General features: G+C 70.2%; 19 protein-coding genes and 2 pseudogenes. 13 read left to right on the top strand and 8 right to left on the bottom strand.

Features of this window, described 5'->3' with window-relative positions:
• The first annotated feature begins 271 nt into the window (after nucleotides 1–271).
• Both ACFWN2_RS05735 and ACFWN2_RS05740 read left to right on the top strand, forming a co-directional pair.
• A complete protein-coding gene (locus ACFWN2_RS05735; protein ID WP_382425103.1) occupies nucleotides 272–1,027 on the top strand; it encodes a thymidine kinase in 756 nt (251 codons plus the stop codon).
• 238 nt (nucleotides 1,028–1,265) lie between these two features.
• Nucleotides 1,266–1,610 carry an RNA polymerase-binding protein RbpA gene (locus ACFWN2_RS05740; protein WP_030466135.1) on the top strand — a complete coding sequence of 115 codons (345 nt, stop codon included), beginning with the start codon at nucleotides 1,266–1,268 and terminating at the stop codon, nucleotides 1,608–1,610.
• A gap of 69 nt (nucleotides 1,611–1,679) precedes the next feature.
• Here the strand turns inward: ACFWN2_RS05740 and ACFWN2_RS05745 are convergent, their stop codons facing one another.
• Nucleotides 1,680–2,321, bottom strand: a complete 642-nt coding sequence (locus ACFWN2_RS05745; RefSeq protein WP_382425104.1) for a TVP38/TMEM64 family protein — start codon at nucleotides 2,319–2,321, stop codon at nucleotides 1,680–1,682.
• A 30-nt stretch (nucleotides 2,322–2,351) separates the two neighbouring features.
• On the opposite strand from ACFWN2_RS05745, the gene ACFWN2_RS05750 reads away from it, so the two are divergent.
• The 3 genes and pseudogenes from ACFWN2_RS05750 to ACFWN2_RS05760 all read left to right on the top strand — a co-directional run.
• The gene (locus ACFWN2_RS05750) at nucleotides 2,352–3,176 is read left to right on the top strand and encodes an aldo/keto reductase (protein WP_382425105.1); all 825 of its coding nucleotides are present in this window, start codon (nucleotides 2,352–2,354) and stop codon (nucleotides 3,174–3,176) included.
• Between the two features lie 12 nt (nucleotides 3,177–3,188).
• On the top strand, nucleotides 3,189–3,632 hold the full coding sequence (locus tag ACFWN2_RS05755) for a hypothetical protein (RefSeq protein WP_382425106.1): 444 nt from the start codon (nucleotides 3,189–3,191) through the stop codon (nucleotides 3,630–3,632).
• Between the two features lie 190 nt (nucleotides 3,633–3,822).
• Nucleotides 3,823–4,245 (top strand): annotated as a pseudogene (locus tag ACFWN2_RS05760) (MgtC/SapB family protein); the annotation flags it as partial.
• Here the strand turns inward: ACFWN2_RS05760 and ACFWN2_RS05765 are convergent.
• The 3 genes from ACFWN2_RS05765 to ACFWN2_RS05775 all read right to left on the bottom strand — a co-directional run bounded on the left by ACFWN2_RS05765 (nucleotide 4,245) and on the right by ACFWN2_RS05775 (nucleotide 6,895).
• Nucleotides 4,245–4,553: a DUF1540 domain-containing protein gene (locus tag ACFWN2_RS05765; RefSeq protein ID WP_382425107.1), complete on the bottom strand. Its 309-nt coding sequence runs from the start codon at nucleotides 4,551–4,553 to the stop codon at nucleotides 4,245–4,247. The pseudogene ACFWN2_RS05760 and the gene ACFWN2_RS05765 sit on opposite strands and share 1 nt — an antisense overlap.
• A gap of 108 nt (nucleotides 4,554–4,661) precedes the next feature.
• Complete coding sequence (locus tag ACFWN2_RS05770) at nucleotides 4,662–5,429, bottom strand: amino acid ABC transporter ATP-binding protein (protein WP_382425108.1); 768 nt, start codon at nucleotides 5,427–5,429, stop codon at nucleotides 4,662–4,664.
• The gene (locus tag ACFWN2_RS05775) at nucleotides 5,426–6,895 is read right to left on the bottom strand and encodes an ABC transporter substrate-binding protein/permease (RefSeq protein ID WP_382425109.1); all 1,470 of its coding nucleotides are present in this window, start codon (nucleotides 6,893–6,895) and stop codon (nucleotides 5,426–5,428) included. Before ACFWN2_RS05775 ends, ACFWN2_RS05770 begins: the two co-directional genes overlap by 4 nt.
• A gap of 66 nt (nucleotides 6,896–6,961) precedes the next feature.
• Between ACFWN2_RS05775 and ACFWN2_RS05780 the strand changes: the two genes are divergently transcribed.
• From ACFWN2_RS05780 to ACFWN2_RS05800, 5 genes are all read left to right on the top strand, one after another.
• Nucleotides 6,962–7,738, top strand: coding sequence for an alpha/beta fold hydrolase (locus tag ACFWN2_RS05780; RefSeq protein ID WP_382425110.1), 777 nt, complete (start codon nucleotides 6,962–6,964; stop codon nucleotides 7,736–7,738).
• An 86-nt stretch (nucleotides 7,739–7,824) separates the two neighbouring features.
• On the top strand, nucleotides 7,825–8,409 hold the full coding sequence (locus tag ACFWN2_RS05785; RefSeq protein WP_382425111.1) for an NADPH-dependent F420 reductase: 585 nt from the start codon (nucleotides 7,825–7,827) through the stop codon (nucleotides 8,407–8,409).
• Nucleotides 8,406–9,428, top strand: a complete 1,023-nt coding sequence (locus tag ACFWN2_RS05790) for an LLM class flavin-dependent oxidoreductase (protein ID WP_382425112.1) — start codon at nucleotides 8,406–8,408, stop codon at nucleotides 9,426–9,428. The genes ACFWN2_RS05785 and ACFWN2_RS05790 overlap by 4 nt, the downstream gene beginning before the upstream one ends.
• 55 nt (nucleotides 9,429–9,483) lie before the next feature.
• Nucleotides 9,484–10,821, top strand: a complete 1,338-nt coding sequence (locus ACFWN2_RS05795) for a DUF4041 domain-containing protein (protein ID WP_382425113.1) — start codon at nucleotides 9,484–9,486, stop codon at nucleotides 10,819–10,821.
• Between the two features lie 4 nt (nucleotides 10,822–10,825).
• On the top strand, nucleotides 10,826–11,410 hold the full coding sequence (locus ACFWN2_RS05800) for a DUF2510 domain-containing protein (RefSeq protein WP_382425114.1): 585 nt from the start codon (nucleotides 10,826–10,828) through the stop codon (nucleotides 11,408–11,410).
• 4 nt (nucleotides 11,411–11,414) lie between these two features.
• Here ACFWN2_RS05800 and ACFWN2_RS05805 read toward each other — a convergent pair whose 3' ends face one another.
• The 4 genes and pseudogenes from ACFWN2_RS05805 to ACFWN2_RS05820 all read right to left on the bottom strand — a co-directional run bounded on the left by ACFWN2_RS05805 (nucleotide 11,415) and on the right by ACFWN2_RS05820 (nucleotide 15,098).
• Nucleotides 11,415–11,948: a hypothetical protein gene (locus tag ACFWN2_RS05805; protein ID WP_382425115.1), complete on the bottom strand. Its 534-nt coding sequence runs from the start codon at nucleotides 11,946–11,948 to the stop codon at nucleotides 11,415–11,417.
• Nucleotides 11,949–11,965: 17 nt separating this feature from the next.
• Entirely contained in the window at nucleotides 11,966–13,135 is a 1,170-nt protein-coding gene (locus ACFWN2_RS05810; RefSeq protein ID WP_382425116.1) for an ABC transporter permease, read from the bottom strand.
• Nucleotides 13,136–13,398: 263 nt separating this feature from the next.
• A pseudogene (locus ACFWN2_RS05815) lies at nucleotides 13,399–14,067 on the bottom strand (ABC transporter ATP-binding protein); the annotation flags it as partial.
• The gene (locus ACFWN2_RS05820; protein WP_382425117.1) at nucleotides 14,064–15,098 is read right to left on the bottom strand and encodes a peptidoglycan-binding protein; all 1,035 of its coding nucleotides are present in this window, start codon (nucleotides 15,096–15,098) and stop codon (nucleotides 14,064–14,066) included. The pseudogene ACFWN2_RS05815 and the gene ACFWN2_RS05820, both read right to left, overlap by 4 nt.
• 79 nt (nucleotides 15,099–15,177) lie before the next feature.
• Here ACFWN2_RS05820 and ACFWN2_RS05825 point away from each other — a divergent pair, with 79 nt between their 5' ends.
• Genes ACFWN2_RS05825 through ACFWN2_RS05835 form a run of 3 tightly spaced genes read left to right on the top strand, consistent with a single transcriptional unit; the run spans nucleotide 15,178 to nucleotide 18,386 of the window.
• On the top strand, nucleotides 15,178–15,873 hold the full coding sequence (locus ACFWN2_RS05825) for a response regulator transcription factor (RefSeq protein ID WP_382425118.1): 696 nt from the start codon (nucleotides 15,178–15,180) through the stop codon (nucleotides 15,871–15,873).
• Nucleotides 15,863–17,560: an ATP-binding protein gene (locus ACFWN2_RS05830; RefSeq protein ID WP_382425119.1), complete on the top strand. Its 1,698-nt coding sequence runs from the start codon at nucleotides 15,863–15,865 to the stop codon at nucleotides 17,558–17,560. Before ACFWN2_RS05825 ends, ACFWN2_RS05830 begins: the two co-directional genes overlap by 11 nt.
• Nucleotides 17,561–17,594: 34 nt before the next feature.
• Nucleotides 17,595–18,386: a glycoside hydrolase family 20 zincin-like fold domain-containing protein gene (locus tag ACFWN2_RS05835; protein ID WP_382425120.1), complete on the top strand. Its 792-nt coding sequence runs from the start codon at nucleotides 17,595–17,597 to the stop codon at nucleotides 18,384–18,386.
• Nucleotides 18,387–18,522 lie beyond the last annotated feature (136 nt).

An 18,522-nucleotide genomic window follows, 5' to 3' on the forward strand; every position in this document is an offset into this window, starting at 1 on the left:
CCCCGGATCCCTCTCGTCCTCCGCCTGCCCCCATCCAGGTGCGTTTGCCGGACGACCGCCTCCCCCCTCGTTCCGGCACACCGCCATCAGGCGTAGATCTCAGTCCACACTGAAGCTTTCGAGATACTCGATCCGAAAGGAGGTTTAAACCGCCCTCCCAGCGGCTATGTCGTCGGAAAATGGCAGGTCGCACTCAAGGGAGCGGACGATGGCGAGGGACAGACCACGGGGATTCCTCAAGATCGGGATCCAGGCACTAGGGTGACCCGCCGTGGACGCCCTTCCCGATCCGACAGACGCCCTTTCCGCTGTACCTGTCGCTGGTTCCCGGCGCTCGACGCCGGTGGTGGGGCACCTGAAGTTCTTCTTCGGTCCCATGGACTGCGGCAAGTCGACGCTCGCGCTGCAGATCGACCACAACAACTCGCGCCAGGGCCGGCGCGGGCTGCTGCTGGTGCGGCACGACCGGTCGGGGCGCCCGCAGATCTCCAGCCGCATCGGCATCACGCGCGAGGCGGCGGAGATCCGGGACGACGACCTCCGCACGATGGTGCGGTCGGAGTGGGCCGAGGGCCGTCGGGTGGACTACCTGATCGTGGACGAGGCGCAGTTCCTCACCCCCGCCCAGGTGGAGCAGCTGGCGGAGCTCGCGGACGACGTCCAGGTCGACGTGTACTGCTTCGGGCTGGCCACGGACTTCCGCGGGGAGATGTTCCCGGGGTCGCGGCGGCTGTTCGAGCTCGCGGACGAACTGAAGGCGATCCAGGTCGAGGTTCTGTGCTGGTGCGGGGTACCCGGAAGGTTCAACGCGCGGGTGCGGGCCGGACGGGTGATCCGGGCCGGGGACACGGTTCTGGTCGCGGATACGAATTCGGACACGGAACAGCATCGATCGGGTACGGAGAGCAACGGTGTAACCGACAACACGGAAACTACCGTCCGCTACCAAGTGCTCTGCCGGCGTCACTTTAGGTTGGGCGAGTTGGGCCCTGACGTCGCACAAAGTGGTCAACTTCGGTTGGCATAAGCGACTACCCACGACCGCCGCTGGGCCATTAGAGTGATGCATGAGCGCAGGAGCTTGATAACGCGTCACGATCCTGTGGCGATCGCATCCATTAGTAGGAAGCCTTCGTTGACGAGTGAACGACGTCACTGTGGGCGACCATGAGAGCGAACCGGAAACAAACGGAGCAATCCGGGCGTTGCACACGGTGAGCAAGAAGCCTGGGCCCCGGCCCTGAGCCGAGCGAAAGGACACCGCCATGGCCGACCGCGTTTTGCGTGGCAGCCGGCTCGGAGCAGTCAGCTACGAGACCGACCGCAACCACGATCTCGCTCCGCGCCGGGCAGCGCGGTACGCCTGCCCGAAGGGACACGACTTCGAGGTCCCCTTCTCCGACGACGCCGAGTTGCCGCCGACCTGGGAATGCCGCCTCCACGGCACCGAGTCGAAGATCATCGACGGTGTCGAGCCGGAGGTGAAGAAGGTCAAGCCGCCGCGCACGCACTGGGACATGCTCCTGGAGCGCCGGTCGATCCCCGAGCTCGAGGAGCTGCTCGACGAGCGACTCGAAGAGCTTCGCGGACGCCGTACCCGCACGGCCTGATCCACACCAGACGCGTCAAGCCGTCCCGGTCTCCCGCCGGGGCGGCTTTTTGCGTGCCCCGCACCGGCCCTAGGAGGCCCGTGCGGCCGTTGTGATCAAGTTCCGGCCCCACCACACCCCCACGCCCGCCAGCACCGCCCAGATCGCCAACGCGGCGATCGAGCGCGGTGAGCCGAGATCGCTCAGGGCGTCCCCCAGCACCGCGGCGAGCACCGTCGACGGCACCAGGCCCAGTGCCGTGCCGAGGGCGAAGTGCCGCCCGCGCACGGCCGTCACGCCCGCGCCGTAGTTCGCCAGCGTGAACGGCAGGATCGGCAACAATCTGATCACGAGCGTCGCCTCGACGCCCCGGCGCGCGAAGACCCGTTCGAGCACCTGCAGCCGCTCCCCGAGCCAGCCCTTCACCGTGTCGCGGCCGAGCCCCCGGGCGATCGTGAACGCGATCATCGCGCCCGCCGTGAACCCCGCGATCGCGAGCGCGCTCCCCCACCCCACGCCGAACAGCAGCCCCGCGGCCGTGGCGAGGACCGGTTTGGGGAAGAACACCGCCGTGCCGAGCGCGCACACCGCGACGAACACCGCAGGCGCCGCGTTCCTGGCACCGTCCACGAGCTCCCGCAGCCGCGCGCCGTCGGGCAGGTCGACGAGCTGGGCGGCCACCGCGAGCGCGACGACAAGCAGCACCAGCACGATCAGCCCCGCACGTCGCATCAGACCAACGTACCCGGCAAGCTGGAGCGCATGACCGTGCTGCTCCCCTCCGGCGAGACCGTCCCCGCGCTCGGCATGGGCACCTGGATGATGGCCGAGCGCCCGGCACGGCGATCCGCCGAGATCGCCACCCTGCGCACCGGTCTCGACCTGGGCCTCAGCCTGATCGACACGGCCGAGATGTACGGCTCCGGAGCGTCGGAGGAGCTCGTCGGCGAGGCCGTGGCAGGCCGGCGCGACGAGGTGTTCCTCGTGTCGAAGGTGCTGCCGTCCAACGCCTCCGCCGCCGGCACGGTGCGCGCGTGCGAGGCATCGCTGCGCCGCCTCGGCACCGACCGCCTCGACCTGTACCTACTGCACTGGCGCGGCTCCATGCCGTTCGCCGAAACGCTGAAGGGCTTCGAGGCGCTGGTCGACGCGGGCAAGATCCGCTACTGGGGCGTCAGCAACCTCGACCTGTCCGACATGCGCGAGCTGACGGCGTTGCCGGGCTCCTGCCAGACCAACCAGATCCTCTACAACCTCAGCCGCCGCGGTCCCGAGCACGATCTGCTGCCGTGGCACGCGTCGGCCGGTATCCCGGTCATGGCCTACTCCCCCGTCGAGCAGGGCCGCCTGCTCGACTTCCCCGCTCTCGCCTCCGTCGCCGCACGGCACGACGCCACGCCCGCCCAGGTGGCGCTGGCGTGGGTGCTGCGGCTGCCCCAGGTCTGCGCGATCCCGAAGGCGGGCACGGTCGAGCACGTGCGGGAGAACGCGCGTGCGCTGGAGCTGCGCCTCTCCCCCGAGGACCTCGCGGACCTGGACCGCGCCTTCCCTCCGCCCGGCGGGCCCTCACCGCTCGAAATGCTGTAGCCGGAGCCACCGATGAGAGTCGAGGACACGTGGGCACGGCTGGCGGAGCGGCTGCGCTCGGACGCGCCGCGGCTGCACTCCGCGCTGCTGCCCGCCCGCATCGCCATCACCGGGCTGCCACCGGACTTGGCGGCCTGGTGGCGGGTCTTCGGCGGGGTCGACCACGGCGCACTCGGTGACGAGAGCCCGCTCCTGCCCCAGTTCTGGCACCCGATCGACGTCCGGGAGGCCGTTCGCGGTCGCACCGATGATCGGATAACTGTCGCCGTGGACTGCTACGAGCCGAACGAGCTGCTGTTCGTGGATCTCCGGGACGGGCGCGTGTTCAGCGACGAGATGACCGAGTGGCCGAGCGTCGGCGCGATGCTCGCGAACGTCCTCCAGCTCTTCGAGCAGGGCAGGGACTCGACCCACCGGCTGCTCCGCTACGAGGACGGCCACATCGGCTGGGACTGAGACGCGCGTCCCACTCTCACCTCGCGCTCACGGCCGTCCCGCTACCGTGGCCAGGTCCTACCGACCAGACACGAGGAAGCGAGGTGAGCGACACATGCCAGGCGACAGTTGCCGGCGCGGTCTCGACACCTCGCACGCACGCTAGTTCTGGCGTGTGACGCACACCCCTGCACGCAAGGGGAGTCACACGATGCACGTCTTCGACATGACACTGCGCATCGCCGAGAGCATGGGCCTCGGCGCGTTGATCGGTTTCGAGCGGCAGTACCGCTCGCGCATGGCGGGTCTGCGCACGAACGCGCTCGTGGCCGTGGGGGCCGCGTTGTTCGTTCTGCTGTCCGCACAAGGCTTTGACGGTCAGGGGGATCCGACGCGGGTCGCCGCACAGGTGGTGTCCGGCATCGGGTTCCTCGGTGCCGGCGTGATCCTGCGCGACGGGCTGTCGGTCCGCGGACTCAACACCGCGGCCACGCTCTGGTGCGCGGCCGCGGTGGGGTCACTGGCCGGTGCCGGGCTGCACGTCGTCGCGGCCGCCGGCACCGTGGCGATCATCGCGGTCAACGTCGGCCTGCGGGAGCTGGGCCGGGCCGTCGACCGCAAGGACGACGAGGGCTAACGCGGTTGGTACGTCAGGCAGTTCGCGTGGTGGCCGCCCTCGCCCTGGCCGACCCGCACGCTCTGCGCCGTGCACTCCAGTGAGGCGTTGTGCGTGCAGTCGGTGCGCGAGCACGCGCCGACCTGTGCGACGACCTTGTCCAGGCCGCCCTTCGTGCCGAGCGGGATGAACGTGCCGCAGTCGGCGGCGCCGTTGTCGCCGCGCACCGTGATCGCGAAGGCGTGACAGCCGTCGTGGTTGTAGGAGCAGTCGCTCACGGAGCAATCGTGGACTGCGGGCATCGCCGGGTTCTCGAGAGTGGTCATGTCCGCTCCTGCCGTGGTGGGAAAGGTTCGGTTATTCCGGACCATGCCACCGCGGCAGGAGCCCCGCAATTCGAGATCGATTAGGCGAGCCTATCCTCAAGAATCATTTCAGCCGTGGTCGAGAACGCGCCGCAAGAACCTCCGGGTGCGTTCTTCCCGAGGGTCTCCGATCACCTGACAAGGCGGTCCGTGCTCCACGATCACCCCTCCGTCCAGGAACAACACCTGGTCGGCGACGCGTTCGGCGAACCGGATCTCGTGCGTGACGATGACCGTGGTCCACCCTTCCGAGGCGAGATCTTTGATCACGGCCAGCACCTCTCCCACCAGTTCGGGGTCGAGTGCGGAAGTGGGTTCGTCGAACAGCACGACGCGAGGTTTCAAAGCCAGCGCGCGGGCAATACCCACGCGTTGCTGCTGCCCGCCGGAAAGCTGGTGCGGATAGGAATCGGCTTTGTCGGCGAGGCCCACCTGGTCGAGCAGCGACCGCGCCTCCCCCACGACCTCGTCCAGGTCGCGCTTCTGGGCGACGACCGGACCCTCGGTCAGGTTCTGCAGGACCGTGCGGTGCGGGAAGAGGTTGTGCGACTGGAACACCATGCCGCTCTGCGCCCGCAGCCGCGCGCCCTCGGCACGGCCCGCCTTGCCCGCCGGCAGAGCCGAGAAGTCGACCGACACGTCGTCGATGCGAACGACACCGGCGTCCGGGACGTCGAGGACGTTCAGCGAACGCAGCAGGGTGGTCTTGCCCGAGCCGGACGGTCCCAGCAGGACGGTGGACGTGCCGCGGGCCGACGCGAAGTCGATGCCGCGCAGCACGTCGAGCGAGCCGAAGGACTTCTTGAGCCCCGCGACCTCGATGCGGATGTCGGTCATGCGATCACGTACCTGTTCAGCCTGGTCTCCAGTCGTTTCTGCCCTGCGGACAACGCCACGCAGATCACCCAGTAGTAGAGCCCCGCGAACGCGTAGAGGGCGAGGAACTCGTTGCTCTCGGCCGCGGCCAGCTGCGACTCGCGGAAGAGCTCGGTCAGCAGCACGACCGAGCCCAGCGACGTGTCCTTGAGCAGCGACAGCAGCGTGTTCGAGAGCGGTGGCACGGCGGTGCGGGCGGCTTGCGGCAGGACGATGCGGCGCAACGTCTGCGCGTAGCCGAAGCCGATCGTCGAGGCCGCCTCGAACTGGCCGCGCGGCACGGACAGGATGGCCGAGCGGATCACCTCGGCCGCGTAGCCGGCGACGTTAAGGGAGAACGCGATCACGGCGGCGGTGAACGGCGGGAACTTCAGGCCTATCTGCGGCAGTCCGTAGAACACGATGAACAGCTGCAGCAGCAACGGCGTGCCGCGGATGATCGAGATGAACGCCCGCGCGAGCCCCGACAGCACCTTGTACGGCGAGATGCGGGCCAGGGCCACCAGCAACGCCAGGACCAGTCCGATCGCGAACGACAGCGCGGTGAGCGGGATGGTGACCTTCACCAGGCCCACGAACATCGGCCACGCGGTCGAGGCGAGGATGTCCCACGTGCTGCGCGGGCCGCGTCCTTCCGACAGGTCCGCCGCGCCACCGTTCTCGACGGACACGTCCGCCTTGAAGTACTTCTGCGAGATGCCGCGCAACGTGCCGTCGGCCTTCAGCGCGTCGATCGCCTGGTTCGCCTGTGACAGCAGCGCCGAGTCGGCCTGCCGCAGCGCCAGCACCTGCTCGCTGCCCGCCTGGCCGGCGTCGCCCGCGATCTCGACGTCCTTCGAGCCGGTGGTGGCGAGGTAGTCGAGCACGGCGATGTTGTCGTTGACGATCGCGTCGACCCTGCCCTGCTTCAGCAACGCGGCGGCCTGCGCGAAGCCTTCGACGGCCTCGACGTTCGCGCCGGCGTCGCGGGCGACCTTCGCCCAGTTGCTGGTGCTGGACTGGGCGGTGGTCTTCCCGCTGAGGTCCGCGATCGACTTGATCCGGTCGTCGCCGGTGCGGCGCACGATCACGCCGCGCGAGTAGGTGTACGTGCTGGACAGCCCGTACTTCGCGGCCCGTTCCGGGTTGCGCGACACCTGGTTCGCGATGAGGTCGATCCTGCTCGCGTCGAGCGCGGGGAAGATCGCGTCCCACTGCGTCTCGACGAACTCCAGCCGCCACCCGGCCTTCGCGGCGATCGCCTTGATCACCTCGATGTCGTAGCCGGTCAGCTCCTGGGTACCGGGGTCGTGGAACGAGAACGGTGGATACGTGCCCTCGGTGCCGACGCGGACCAACGGTGGTTGCTCTTGTTGCGCGTTCGCCGGGGCGGGGACGACGATCAACAGCAGCAGGAGCAGCACCGCGCCCCTGAACACTTGTCGCATCGGGGCAGGGTATTGCGAACCGGGCGGGCGGCGCTGAAGATCCACTATGCGGGACGGGGTGCGCGGATGACCACGGTGACCACGGCAGACGGGCAACTCGTGTCCTATGTGGACCACGGCGGGGACGGCCCGGTGGTCGTGCTGCTGCACAGCTTCCTGATGGACGCCTCGATGTGGGCGCCGCAGGTCGCGGCGTTCAGCGACCGCCACCGGCTGGTCGCGATCGACGAACGCGGCCACGGCGACACGCCCGCGACCGCGCCGTTCGACCACTGGGACGTCGCCCGCGACGCGCTCGCGGTGCTGGACGAGTTGAAGATCGACCGCGCGGCCGTGATCGGCACCAGCCAGGGCGGTTTCGTGGCGCTGCGGATGGCGTTGCTGGCACCGGAACGGGTGACCGCGCTCGCGTTGCTCGGCACGTCCGGCGAGCCGGAGGACGAGCAGATCTCCGCCGCGTACCAGCAGCTCGCCGAGGTGTGGATCGCGCAGGGACCGGAGACGGTGACGGAGGCGGTCGCGAAGATCTGCCTCGGCGACTACGACCCGTCCGACTGGACGCCGAAGTGGGCCGCCGTCGAGCCCGAACGGCTGCGGCTGATCATGAACGCCCTGGTCGGCCGCGAGGGCGTGCTCGACCGGCTCCCGCAGATCGGTGTGCCCGCGCTCGTGCTGCACGGCACCGCCGACCTCGCCTACCCCGTCGCGAAGGCCGAGGCTCTCGTCGCCGCCCTGCCCGAAGCGGAACTCGTGCTCGTCGAGGGTGGCGCGCACTTCCTGAGCCTCACGCACGCCGCCGACGTGAACCCGCACCTGGAGCGGTTCCTCAGCGCGAACCTCTGACCACCTCCCAGCACACCCCTCCGGAATAAACGGGGTGCGGTCCGGTTAAGCTAGATGACACATCAACTAGCGAGGTCGGGTGTGCTGTGAAGATCGCTGTTCTGGGCGCGGGCCACGTCGGTCCCGTCATCGCGCGCCTCGCACTGGCGGCGGGCTACGAGGTCACCATCGCGGGGTCCGGTGACCCGTCGCGGATCGAGATGATCACCGAGTTCCTCGCCCCCGGCGCCGTCGCGCTGTCGGCCGCCGACGCGGTCGCGGACGCGGAGGTCGTCGTGCTGGCGATCCCGTGGCACCGGTTCCCGACGCTGGAGCCGGGGATGTTCGCGGGCAAGGTCGTCGTCGACTCGATGAACCACTGGCCGCCCGCCGAGGCACCCCTGGGCACCAGCGAAGAGGTGGCCGCGCGGCTGGCCGGCGCGCACGTCGTCAAGACCCTCAACCACGTCGCCTACCAGGACATGGAACCCGCCGACGGTCGCGCCGTCGGGCTGGCCGGTGACTCGCCGGCCGCGCTGGAGACCGTCGCGGAGTTCCTGGCACGCCTCGGGTTCGACCCGGTGCCGGTGGGCTCCCTGAGCGCGGGACGGCTGCTGGAACCCGGCAGCCCGCTGTTCGGCGTCGTGGCGAGCAGGCAGGAAATCGAGAACTTCGTCAAGGAGCAGTCATGACCACCACGTTCGGGCTCGACACGTTCGGCGACGTCACCCACGACGCCAACGGCGCCCCGCTCACGCACGCCCAGACCATCCGCGACCTCGTCGAGCAGGGCGTGGCGGCCGACCAGGTCGGCCTCGACTTCTTCGGCATCGGCGAGCACCACACCCCGGACATGCCGCTGTCGGCCGCCGACGTCGTGCTCGCCGCGATCGCCGCCCGCACGTCGTCGATCCACCTCGGCTCGGCCGTGACGGTGCTCAGCTCGGACGACCCGGTACGCGTCTACCAGCGCTTCTCGACGCTCAACGCCCTGTCGGACGGCCGTGCGGAGATCATCCTGGGCCGCGGGTCCAGTGTGGACTCGTTCCCGCTGTTCGGCTACGACCTCGCGGACTACGAGGACCTGTTCGAGGAGAAGACGCACCTCTTCGCCGAACTGCTGAAGGGCGGCAAGATCACCTGGCAGGGCAAGACCCGCGCGGCGCTGCACGAGCAGGACGTCGTGCCGTACACCGAACCGTTCCCGACGTGGATCGGCGTCGGCGGCAGCCCGCAGTCCGTCGTGCGCGCGGCCTCGTACGGGTTCAACCTGATGCTGGCGATCATCGGCGGCCACCCAGGCCGCTTCGCGCCGTTCTCGGAGCTCTACAAGCACGCGCTGGAGAAGTTCGGCCACGACCCGCTGCCGATCGGGATCCACTCCCCCGGCCACGTGGCGGAGACCGACGAGCAGGCGCGGGAGGAGTTCTGGCCGCACTACCTCGACGTGATCGGCCGGCTCGGCAAGACGCGCGGGTTCGCCACACCGACGCCGGAGTCGTACGCGCACGAGGTGGGCCCGCACGGCGCGTTGTTCGTCGGGTCGCCGGAGACCGTCGCGGAGAAGATGGCGCGCACCATGAAGAAGCTCGACGCGAGCCGGTTCGACCTGAAGTACGGGATGGGCGGGCTGTCGCACGGGTCGCTGATGCGCGGGATCGAGCTGTACGGGACGAAGGTCGTGCCGCTGGTGCGCGACATGCTCGCCTAGTAATGATGTTGAACGGCCATGCGATGCACCGGACACGTACTCACGGTCCCGGGGAGTGGTCTTGTTCGGCAACAGGGAAAACGCTGAGGTCACCGCACTGAGAGAGCAGCTGGCCGCCGCGCACGCCACTATCGGCGAGCTGCGCGGATGGGTCGGTCAGCTGCGCGGCGAGGGTACGCCGGCGTTGGAGGGCGAGCTGCGTCAGCTGCGCGCCGCCGTGGACCACAAGAAGAACGAGTACACGACGCTCGGCACCGCCCAGCGCCAGTTGCAGGCGGAGGTCGACACGTGGCGCTCGCAGCTGGTGGAGACCCGTGATCTGGCACTGCTGCAGGAAGTCGGGGTCTACGAGTACGCGCATCCGCTGAGCGACGCGGTGGCGTACAAGGACGCTCTCGCCGAGCTGAAGGTGCGGATCAAGGACTTCGCCAAGGGCAACGCGGTGTCCTGTCACGTCGACTGGGCGGTCAACGGGTCGGTCAAGGAGGGGCAGAAGCTCGGCAAGGACATGGCCAAGCTGATGCTGCGCGCCTACAACGCCGAGGCGGACAACGCGGTGAGGTCGGTGAAACCGCACACCCGTGAGGCGGTGAAGAAGCGCCTCACCACCACGAAGGACACGATCGGCAAGCTCGGTGTCCTCATGCGCATCGCCATCTCCCGCGACTACCACCTGCTGCGGCTGCGGGAGATCGACCTCACCGCCGACCACCTGGTGAAGGTCGAGGCGGAGAAGGAACAGGCCAAGGCCGAACGCGACAGGCTGCGCGAGGAGGCCAAGGTGATGAAGGAGATCGAACGCGAACGCGCGCGGCTGGCCAAGGAACGGGCCCACTACCTCTCCGCGGTCGCGAAGCTGCAGGCGAACGGCGACCTCGTGGCGCTGGCCAAGGCCCAGGAACAGCTCGCGTCAGTCGACGACGCGATCGCCGGTGTGGAGAAGCGTGCGGCCAACGTGCGGCTGGGATACGTGTACGTGATCTCCAACATCGGCGCGTTCGGCCCCGGCGTGGTCAAGATCGGCATGACGCGGCGGCAGGAGCCGATGGACCGGGTCAGGGAGCTCGGTGACGCGTCGGTGCCGTTCCGGTTCGACACGCACGCGCTGATCTTCTCCGACGACGCCGTCGGCCTGGAGACCGCTCTGCACCAGCGGTTGAGCCACAAGCGCGTGAACCTGGTCAACCACCGGCGCGAGTTCTTCTACGCGACGCCCGCCGAGGTCAAGGACCTGGTCGTCGAGCTGGAGAACAGCCCGGTCCTGCAGTACGACGACGTCGCGGAGGCGCTGGAGTGGCGGGCGTCCGAGTCGAACAGGCAGGGCGCGCCTGAACCGCTCGCGTTCGCGTCCGTCGGCGCCGACGGTGACCTGTCCGACGACGGCGGCGAGTGACGACATGAGCTACCCGACTGCGCAGCACACGCCGGCGCGGCCCGCTGCCTGGCTGCCCGACCCGCTCGACGACGCGCTCGTGCGCTACTGGGACGGGCAGCGGTGGACGTTCCACACGGCGGTCCGCAAGGTCGCCGTGCCCGCCCCGGTCGCCACACCACCGGCGCGGCAGCCGGTCCAGCCTGCGTTGCGGCCGGACGTCGCGGCGGCGGTGGACCGCGTGCGCGGCGTGCTCCTGGGGTCGATGAAGGAGGTCAACCTCCTGGGCGGCTACCTCGGTGCCGACGAACAGGTCCTCGCGCTCACCGGTGCGGCGGGCGAGGGGCAGGGCGTGCTCGTGTGCACGAACCAGCGCCTGCTGTTCCTGTTCGTCGGCGTGCTCAGGAAGCAGTTCCTCCAGATCGGCTGGAACCAGGCCAAAGCCGTCATCTACGACCGGAGCACACGCATGTTCCTGGTCTACGTCACCAAACCGACGAAACGAGCCGTGCCGGCGTTCGCGGTCCGCGTCGGCAACCTGAGCGACGCGCAGATGGTCGCGCAGGCAGCCCAGGCGGCGTCCGCGGCACCCCGGCTCGACATCGTCTGACCGGTCACTTCTTCGACGAGGCGATCTCGCACTCCTTGGCGTGCTCCAGGCCGAGGGAGATCGACGCGGCGTCGTTGTTCGGGCCGCCCAGCGCGTAGCTGATCATCTCGGAGCCCGGTTCGTTGAGCACCTCGACGTAGCGGACTCCCTTGCCGCGCAGGCACTGCACGACGCGGTTGGCGAAGTCGACGGCCTCCGGGTTGGTGCTGTCCTTCTCCCACGGGGGCAGCGGCGTCTTCGACTCGCACGCCTGCAGCGCCTTGTCGAGCTCCTCCTTGGTGGGCTCCGGGTGGCCGCTGCCCTCGGCGGCGCGGCCCTTCTTGTCCAGGCCGTGGCTCGCCATGCACTGGTCGTACGGGACGTTGAGGGCTTCGAGGTCCTCCGGCGTCATGTCGAGGCGTTCGCGGGGGCGTTGTTCCTGTGCCGCCGAGGTCGGTGCCGTGCTCGACGGCGTGGAGATCGAGGCGACCTGCGGTTGTGCCTCGGGCTTGGAGCACGCGGCCAGCAGCAGGACGAGGGCCAGGGCGGCCTTCTTCATCGGGGAACTTCCTTTCGTCACGCGGCGAGCGCCTGGGTCGGCGTGAGCCGGGAGGCGCGGATGGAGGGGTAGAGGCCTGCGGCGGCGCCCACGACGAACGCGGCGAGCACGCCGGCGGCCAGGACTTCGAGTGGAATGACGAGCGGCCAGCGGTGCCAGGTCGCGTAGCCGGCGACGGCCAGTGCGCCCAGGGCGGTGCCGGCCAGGCCGCCCAGGCCCGAGAGCAGGACGGCCTCGGTGAGGAACTGCGCGCGGATGTGGCCTCGCGTGGCACCGAGTGCGCGGCGCAGGCCGATCTCGCTGCGGCGTTCGAGCACGGAGATCACCATCGTGTTCGCCACGCCGACGCCTCCGACCAGCAACGCGACGCCCGCGAGCCCCAGGAACAGCGCGCTGTACGTGTTCTGCGTGGCGCGTTTGGCCGCCAGGGCGTCGGACGGGCGGCTCACCTGCACCAGGCCGGGGATCTCGCCGTGCAGCGTGGCGGGCAGGATCGCGCGGACGTCCTCGATGGACTCCTCGCGCGCCTTCACGTAGACGACGGTCGGGTGGCCGTCGAACCCGAGCTGCGTGCGAGCCGCCTCCCAGCCGACGAGCACCGAGCGTTCGATGTCGGGGGCGAGCGGCATCGGGCCGAGCACACCGGTCACCGTGAACCACTTCTCCCCCACGAACACCGCCGGGTGCGAGCCGGCGTCCTGGATGCCGAGGCGCTGAGCGGCGACGCTGCCCAGCACGACGTTCGGGAAGTCCGGCCGCGGCAGGAACTCCCCGCTGCGGACGTGCCCGTTCACCACCTCCAGCAGGCCGGGGGTGGCGGCCAGAACGGTGAGGTCGGAGCTGTGGCCGGGGTCAAGGAGGTCGTTGCGGCGCACGCGGGTGTGGGTGTTCGCGACCGCGGCGGCGGCCGTGACCGGGCCGATGCGCGCGGCCATCGCGACGGACGACTCCGGCAGCAGCACCGGGTCGTCCTGGCGCGGGGTCGGCTGGGCGCGCAGGAGGTTGGTGCCGAGGGCGGTCAGTTCGTCGAGCAGGGCCTGCTGGCTGGAGGCGGGGATGCCGGTGACCACGACGACGGTGGCGATGCCCAGGGCGATGCCGAGCGCGGACAGCGCGGCGCGCAGGCGGCGGGTGCGCATGCCCAGGGAGCCGACGGACAGCAGGTCGACGGGTGAGAGGCGGGTCATCGCCCACCCCCGGTGAGGCGCGGGAGCCTGACGGTCGCGGGGCCCTGGTCGCCGGGCGGGGCGCCTGGTGGCGTGATGGGACCGTTCGGTGGCGTGATGGGACCGTTCGAGGCCGGAGAGGAAGCGTGCGATGCCGGGGCGGGGGCGTGCGGTGGTTGGGCAGGAACGTTCGAGGCTGAGGCAGGGGCGTGCGGTGCCGGGACGGAAGCGTGCGGTGGCGGGGCAGAACGGTGCGGCGCCGGGGCAGGAACGTGCGGCCGGCTGCCCGTGTCCGACACGATCCTCCCGTCCCTCAACTCCACCCGGCGCGGCAACGATGCGGCGATCTCCCGGTCGTGCGTGATCAGCGCGATGGTCGTCCCCTGCCCGTTCAGCTCCCGCAGCAACTCCAGCACGGCGAGGCCGTTCGCGGTGTCGAGCGCGCCGGTCGGTTCGTCGGCCAGCACGAGCGACGGGTTGTTCACCACGGCACGGGCGATCGCGACGCGCTGGCGTTCGCCGCCGGACAGCTGCTGCGGCCTGTGGTCAGTGCGGTGTCCCAGCCCCACGCGGTGCAACGCCTCCGTCGCCATCGCACGGCGGTCCTTGCGCCGCACCCCCGCGTAGAGCAGGCCGGTCGCGACGTTCTCGGTGGCGGTGAGCCCGTCGGACAGGTGGAACTGCTGGAACACGAACCCCAGCCGGCTGCCGCGCAACGCCGACAGGCGGCGGTCCGACAGGCGGGACACGTCCTGGCCGTCGATCTCCACGGTGCCGGACGAGGGCAGGTCCAGGGTGCCGACGAGGTGCAGCAGTGTGGACTTGCCGGAGCCGGACGGGCCCACGATCGCGACCAGCTCTCCTGAGCTGACCTGCAGCGACACGTCGTCGAGCGCTGTCACGCCGCCGGGGTAGGTCTTGGTCACGGAGCTCAGGGCGAGCACGGGCGTCATTCGGCCGTCACCACTTCCAGGCCGTCGGTCACGCCGTCGCCGGAGATCTCGACCCTGTCCTGCGAGTACAGGCCCGTTTGGACGGCCTTCAACCCGCCGGACGGCAGTTGGACGGCGTACCCGCCCTCCTTCAACGCCACCAGCGCGGCCAGCGGCACGGTCAGCACGCCGGTGCGGCTCTCGGTCGTGACCGTGACGCGGACTGGGGCGGTGTCGAGGTCGCCGACGTCGGCCGGGTTGTCGGGGGTGATCACCACGTCGACCTTCGGGCCTCCGCCGTTGTCGGCGGGGGCGGCCACCTGCGTCAGCGAGGTGATCTTGGCGGGGATCGGGCGGTTGTCGGGACGCAGGACCGTCACGGCCATGTCCGCCTTCAGCACGCCCGCCTCGTTCACCGGCACCTGCAGCGACACCAGAAGCGTGGTGGGCGTGACCTCGAACAGCTCCTCCGCGGCCGGCTCGCCGAGCTGGGCCTTCACCGTGCCGACGCGCATCGGGCGGTCCAGGACGAGCACGCGGCCGGGCGCGAGGGTGCCGGTCTGTTCTACGCCGAGGGCCTTCTGCCACTTCTTCACCGCCTCGACCACACGCGGGGTGAGCTCGGCCTTGGTCACGTCCTTGGGACGCGTGCCGACCTGGTAGCCCAACGCCGCGAGGTTGTCCATCAGGACCGCGACGTCCGAGCCCTTGAGTCCGGGCGCGTCCAGGGCGCGGAACAACGGGGTGGCGCCGAAGAAGACGACGACGGGCTGGTCGTCGACGCGGTACAGCTCCTTGCCCAGTTCGGTGGCCTGGCCGGTGGCGGGCAGCTTCGTGACGGTGCCCGCCGTGCCCTTGACCGGGCGGGCGGCGCCGAAGCCGAGCTGGGCCTGCAGCGTGCGGGTGTTCGCGAGGTCTCCCCTGCTCACCGTGGTGGTCTTCGCCGCGGGTGGCGGGGCCGCGGCGGGCTCGGGTGGCCTGCCGCGCACCACGAGCACGACGGCGAGGACGACCACGACGAGCACCACCGCCGCGATGACTGTCTTGCGCATGCTGTGGATCTTCGGAGGCACTTGTGAGGATCCTGTGTCGAACCGGTGATCGCGGCGAGGGCGTCCTTATGATCGGCCGGTGAGCGCTCTCATCCTGGTCGCGGAGGACGACGAGAACCAGGCAGAGCTGGTGCGCAGGTACCTGGAGCAGGACCACCACCGGGTGCTCGTGGTCCACGACGGACGGGACGCGCTCGACGTGGTCCGCGCCCACGAACCCGCGCTGGTCGTGCTCGACCTCATGCTGCCGGGACTGGGCGGGCTCGACGTCTGCCGGGCGTTGAGGGCCGATTCGGACGTCCTGGTGCTGATGCTGACGGCGCGCTCGACCGAGGACGATCTGCTGCACGGGCTGGGGATCGGCGCGGACGACTACATGACCAAGCCGTTCAGCCCGCGCGAACTGGTGGCGCGGGTGCGGACGTTGCTGCGCCGGCTGCCCTCGTCCAGGCCGGAGCCGTCGCTGAGGGTCGGCCCGATCGTGGTCGACCAGTTCCGGCACGAGGTGAGGGTGCGCGACGAGCTCGTCGAGTGCACGCCCGGCGAGTTCGGACTGCTGGAGGTGCTGGCGTCCGAAGTGGACAGGGTGTTCAGCCGCGAGCAGCTGCTGGAACGCATGCACGGCATCGACAGCTTCCTCACCGCCCGCACGATCGACACGCACGTGAAGAACCTGCGCCGCAAGATCGAGACCGATCCGCGCGCGCCCGCTCACCTCGTCACCGTGTACGGCATCGGCTACAAGCTCACGGCGGGACGCGCCGGTGCGCCGTAGCGTCTTCACGCGGCTGCTCGTGGTCGTGGTGCTGATCGCGGTGTGCTCGGTCGCCGCGACGGCGTGGCTCGCCACCCAGCTGACGCAGGCGTCGATCGCCCGCGAGCAGGGCCGTGAGCTCGCCTCGGACACCAGGTTCTACGCCACGCTGCTCGAATACGCGGCCGAGCACCGCGACTGGTCCGAAGTGGATGGTTACGTCGAGGCGCTGATGACCGAGCACCCCGGGCGGCGCGTGGTGCTGGTGACCAAGGACGGCCGCACGGTCGTGGACCGCGGTGGCGACGGAGGTCAGCTGCCGTCGAAGGCCGCGGCGGTGGTGGACCCGCTGGCCGTCGACCCGGTGCTGGTGCCCGGCGCGCCCGCCGACCGCATCGACAAGCGGGTGCTGGGGCCGTTCCGCACACCGATCGACTTCCGCGACCGCGAGGACCCGACCGGGTCGCTGTTCTGCCTGCGGCTCGTCCGCAAGCTGCAGGCGGACCTCGACTGCCGCGAGCGGGACCTGCCGTTCGACACCGCCGCCGACTTCGCCGCGCTGCTCGACCTGGAGGACCTGGTCAACGCCTGCCTGGCGCGCCGGTCGCTGCCGCCGACGGACCTCGATCCGGACTTCACGCCGGCGCAGAAGCAGTCCACGGGCGCGCCACCACCGGACGAACCCGCTGTCGCCGCGTGCGTGGCGGCGTCCCGCAAGGAGCAGCTGGCGCCGTACGTGGCGCCGCCAGTCCTGCTCTACCTGACGAACCCGACCGGCACGCCGACCGCCGCGATCTCGTTGTCGGGCAACGGCTGGCGGGTCGTGGGCGCCGCGGCGGCCGTGCTGCTGGTGGCCCTGGGGGTGGCGGCGTTCGCGGGAGCCCGGATCACCCGGCCGTTGCGGGCGTTGACGGCCGCGGCCACGCACCTGTCCGGCGGTGGTGACGTGCCGCCGGTTCCGGTGCGCGGCCAGGACGAGATCGCCGGGCTGACCAGGGCGTTCAACACCATGGCCGCGAACAGGGCGCAGCTGGAGCAGGCACGCAAGGCCATGGTCAGCGACGTGGCGCACGAGTTGCGCACGCCGTTGAGCAACATCCGGGGCTGGCTGGAGGCGGCCGAGGACGGGGTGAGCGACCTCGATCCGGCGCTGATCACGTTGCTGCTCAAGGAAGCGCTCGTGCTCCAGCACGTCGTGGACGATCTTCAGGACCTGGCGGTGGCCGACGCGGGCTCGTTGCGGCTGACGCTCGAACGGGTGAACGTCGCGGCCGCCTTGGAACAGGTCCAAGCCGCGCACTCGTCCCGTGCGGCGCAGGCAGGGGTCAGGTTGTCGACGGTCGCGGATCCCGCGCTCGTCGTCCAGGCCGACGCGCTGCGGTTGCGGCAGGTCCTCGACAACCTCGTCGCGAACGCGCTGCGCTACGTGCCCGCCGGGGGTTCGGTGGTGGTCGAGGGCTCGGCGGAGGACGGCGCGGTCGTGATCACGGTGGCCGACACCGGGTCCGGCATCGCGCAGGACGACCTGCCGCACGTGTTCGACCGGTTCTGGCGCGCGGACAAGTCGCGTTCGCGCAGCACGGGCGGCAGCGGGCTGGGTCTCGCGATCGTCCGCAAGCTCGTCGAGGCGCACGGCGGTACCGTCGGTGTGACCAGCACAACAGGCCTCGGAACCACGTTCCGCGTCCGATTGCCGGAACTCAGCTGATACACCCAGCGTTGGTTCGCTGGAGAGGAAACCGGTGATTGTTCCCATGCCCACGAGCGCGCCCCGTCGCACGGGCTCGTTCGTACTGACCGAAGACGTGACCGTCCGGGTGACCGGCCAGGCGCGCACCGCGGCGGCGATGCTGCGCGAGCACGTCTTCCGGCAGACCGGCTACCTGCTGGCGGAGTCGCCCGACGGCATGCTGATGGTGTCGCACGACCCGGCCATGCGCGGGCTCGGCCCCGAGGGGTACGCGCTGCTGGTCAGCAACGACGCCGTGATGCTGCGCGCCGGCACGCAGGCGGGGCTGCGGCACGGCGTGCAGTCGTTCCGGCAGCTCATGACCCGCGACGGCACGGTCCGCGCGGCCGACGTGCGCGACTCCCCCGCGTTCGCGTGGCGTGGTGTGTCGAGCGCGCTGCTGCCGCCCGCCGAGATGCGCAAGGCCATCGACACGATGGCCGCCTACAAGCTCAACGTGCTGCACGTGTTCCCCGAGGGCGACCCCGACGCGTTGCGCGAGCTCGTCGAGTACGGCCGCGACCACGGCATCACCGTCGTGCCGGAGCTGAGCCCGGCGACCGTCGAGTTGCTGGACCTGTTCCCGAGTCGCTGGGTGCACATCGGCACCGCGACGCTGACGACGAAGTTCGCCGGCCTGCTCGAACGCCACGGCAAGCTGCCGGTGCGGTGGCACGACGGCAGCACGGCCGTTCTAGGCCCGCACGGCAAGCTCGCCGAGGGCGACGACGGCCTGCGTGCCGTCGCCACCGCCGGCTGGGTCGGCGAGCTCCGCACCGCCTCCGCCGTCGCGCCCGCCTGGTAGCCCGTTCACAGTCGTGGGGGGGGGGGGGGGTGCGGAAGTAAAAAAACCAAAAAAAGCCCACGCAGAAACAAAACCAAAAACAAACCAAACCCACGCAACGACACCCCCCCACAACACCCCCGCAACAACACCCCCC

Origin of the sequence: Lentzea sp. NPDC058436, from assembly GCF_042721515.1 — a bacterium.
Taxonomy (GTDB): Bacteria; Actinomycetota; Actinomycetes; order Mycobacteriales; family Pseudonocardiaceae; genus Lentzea.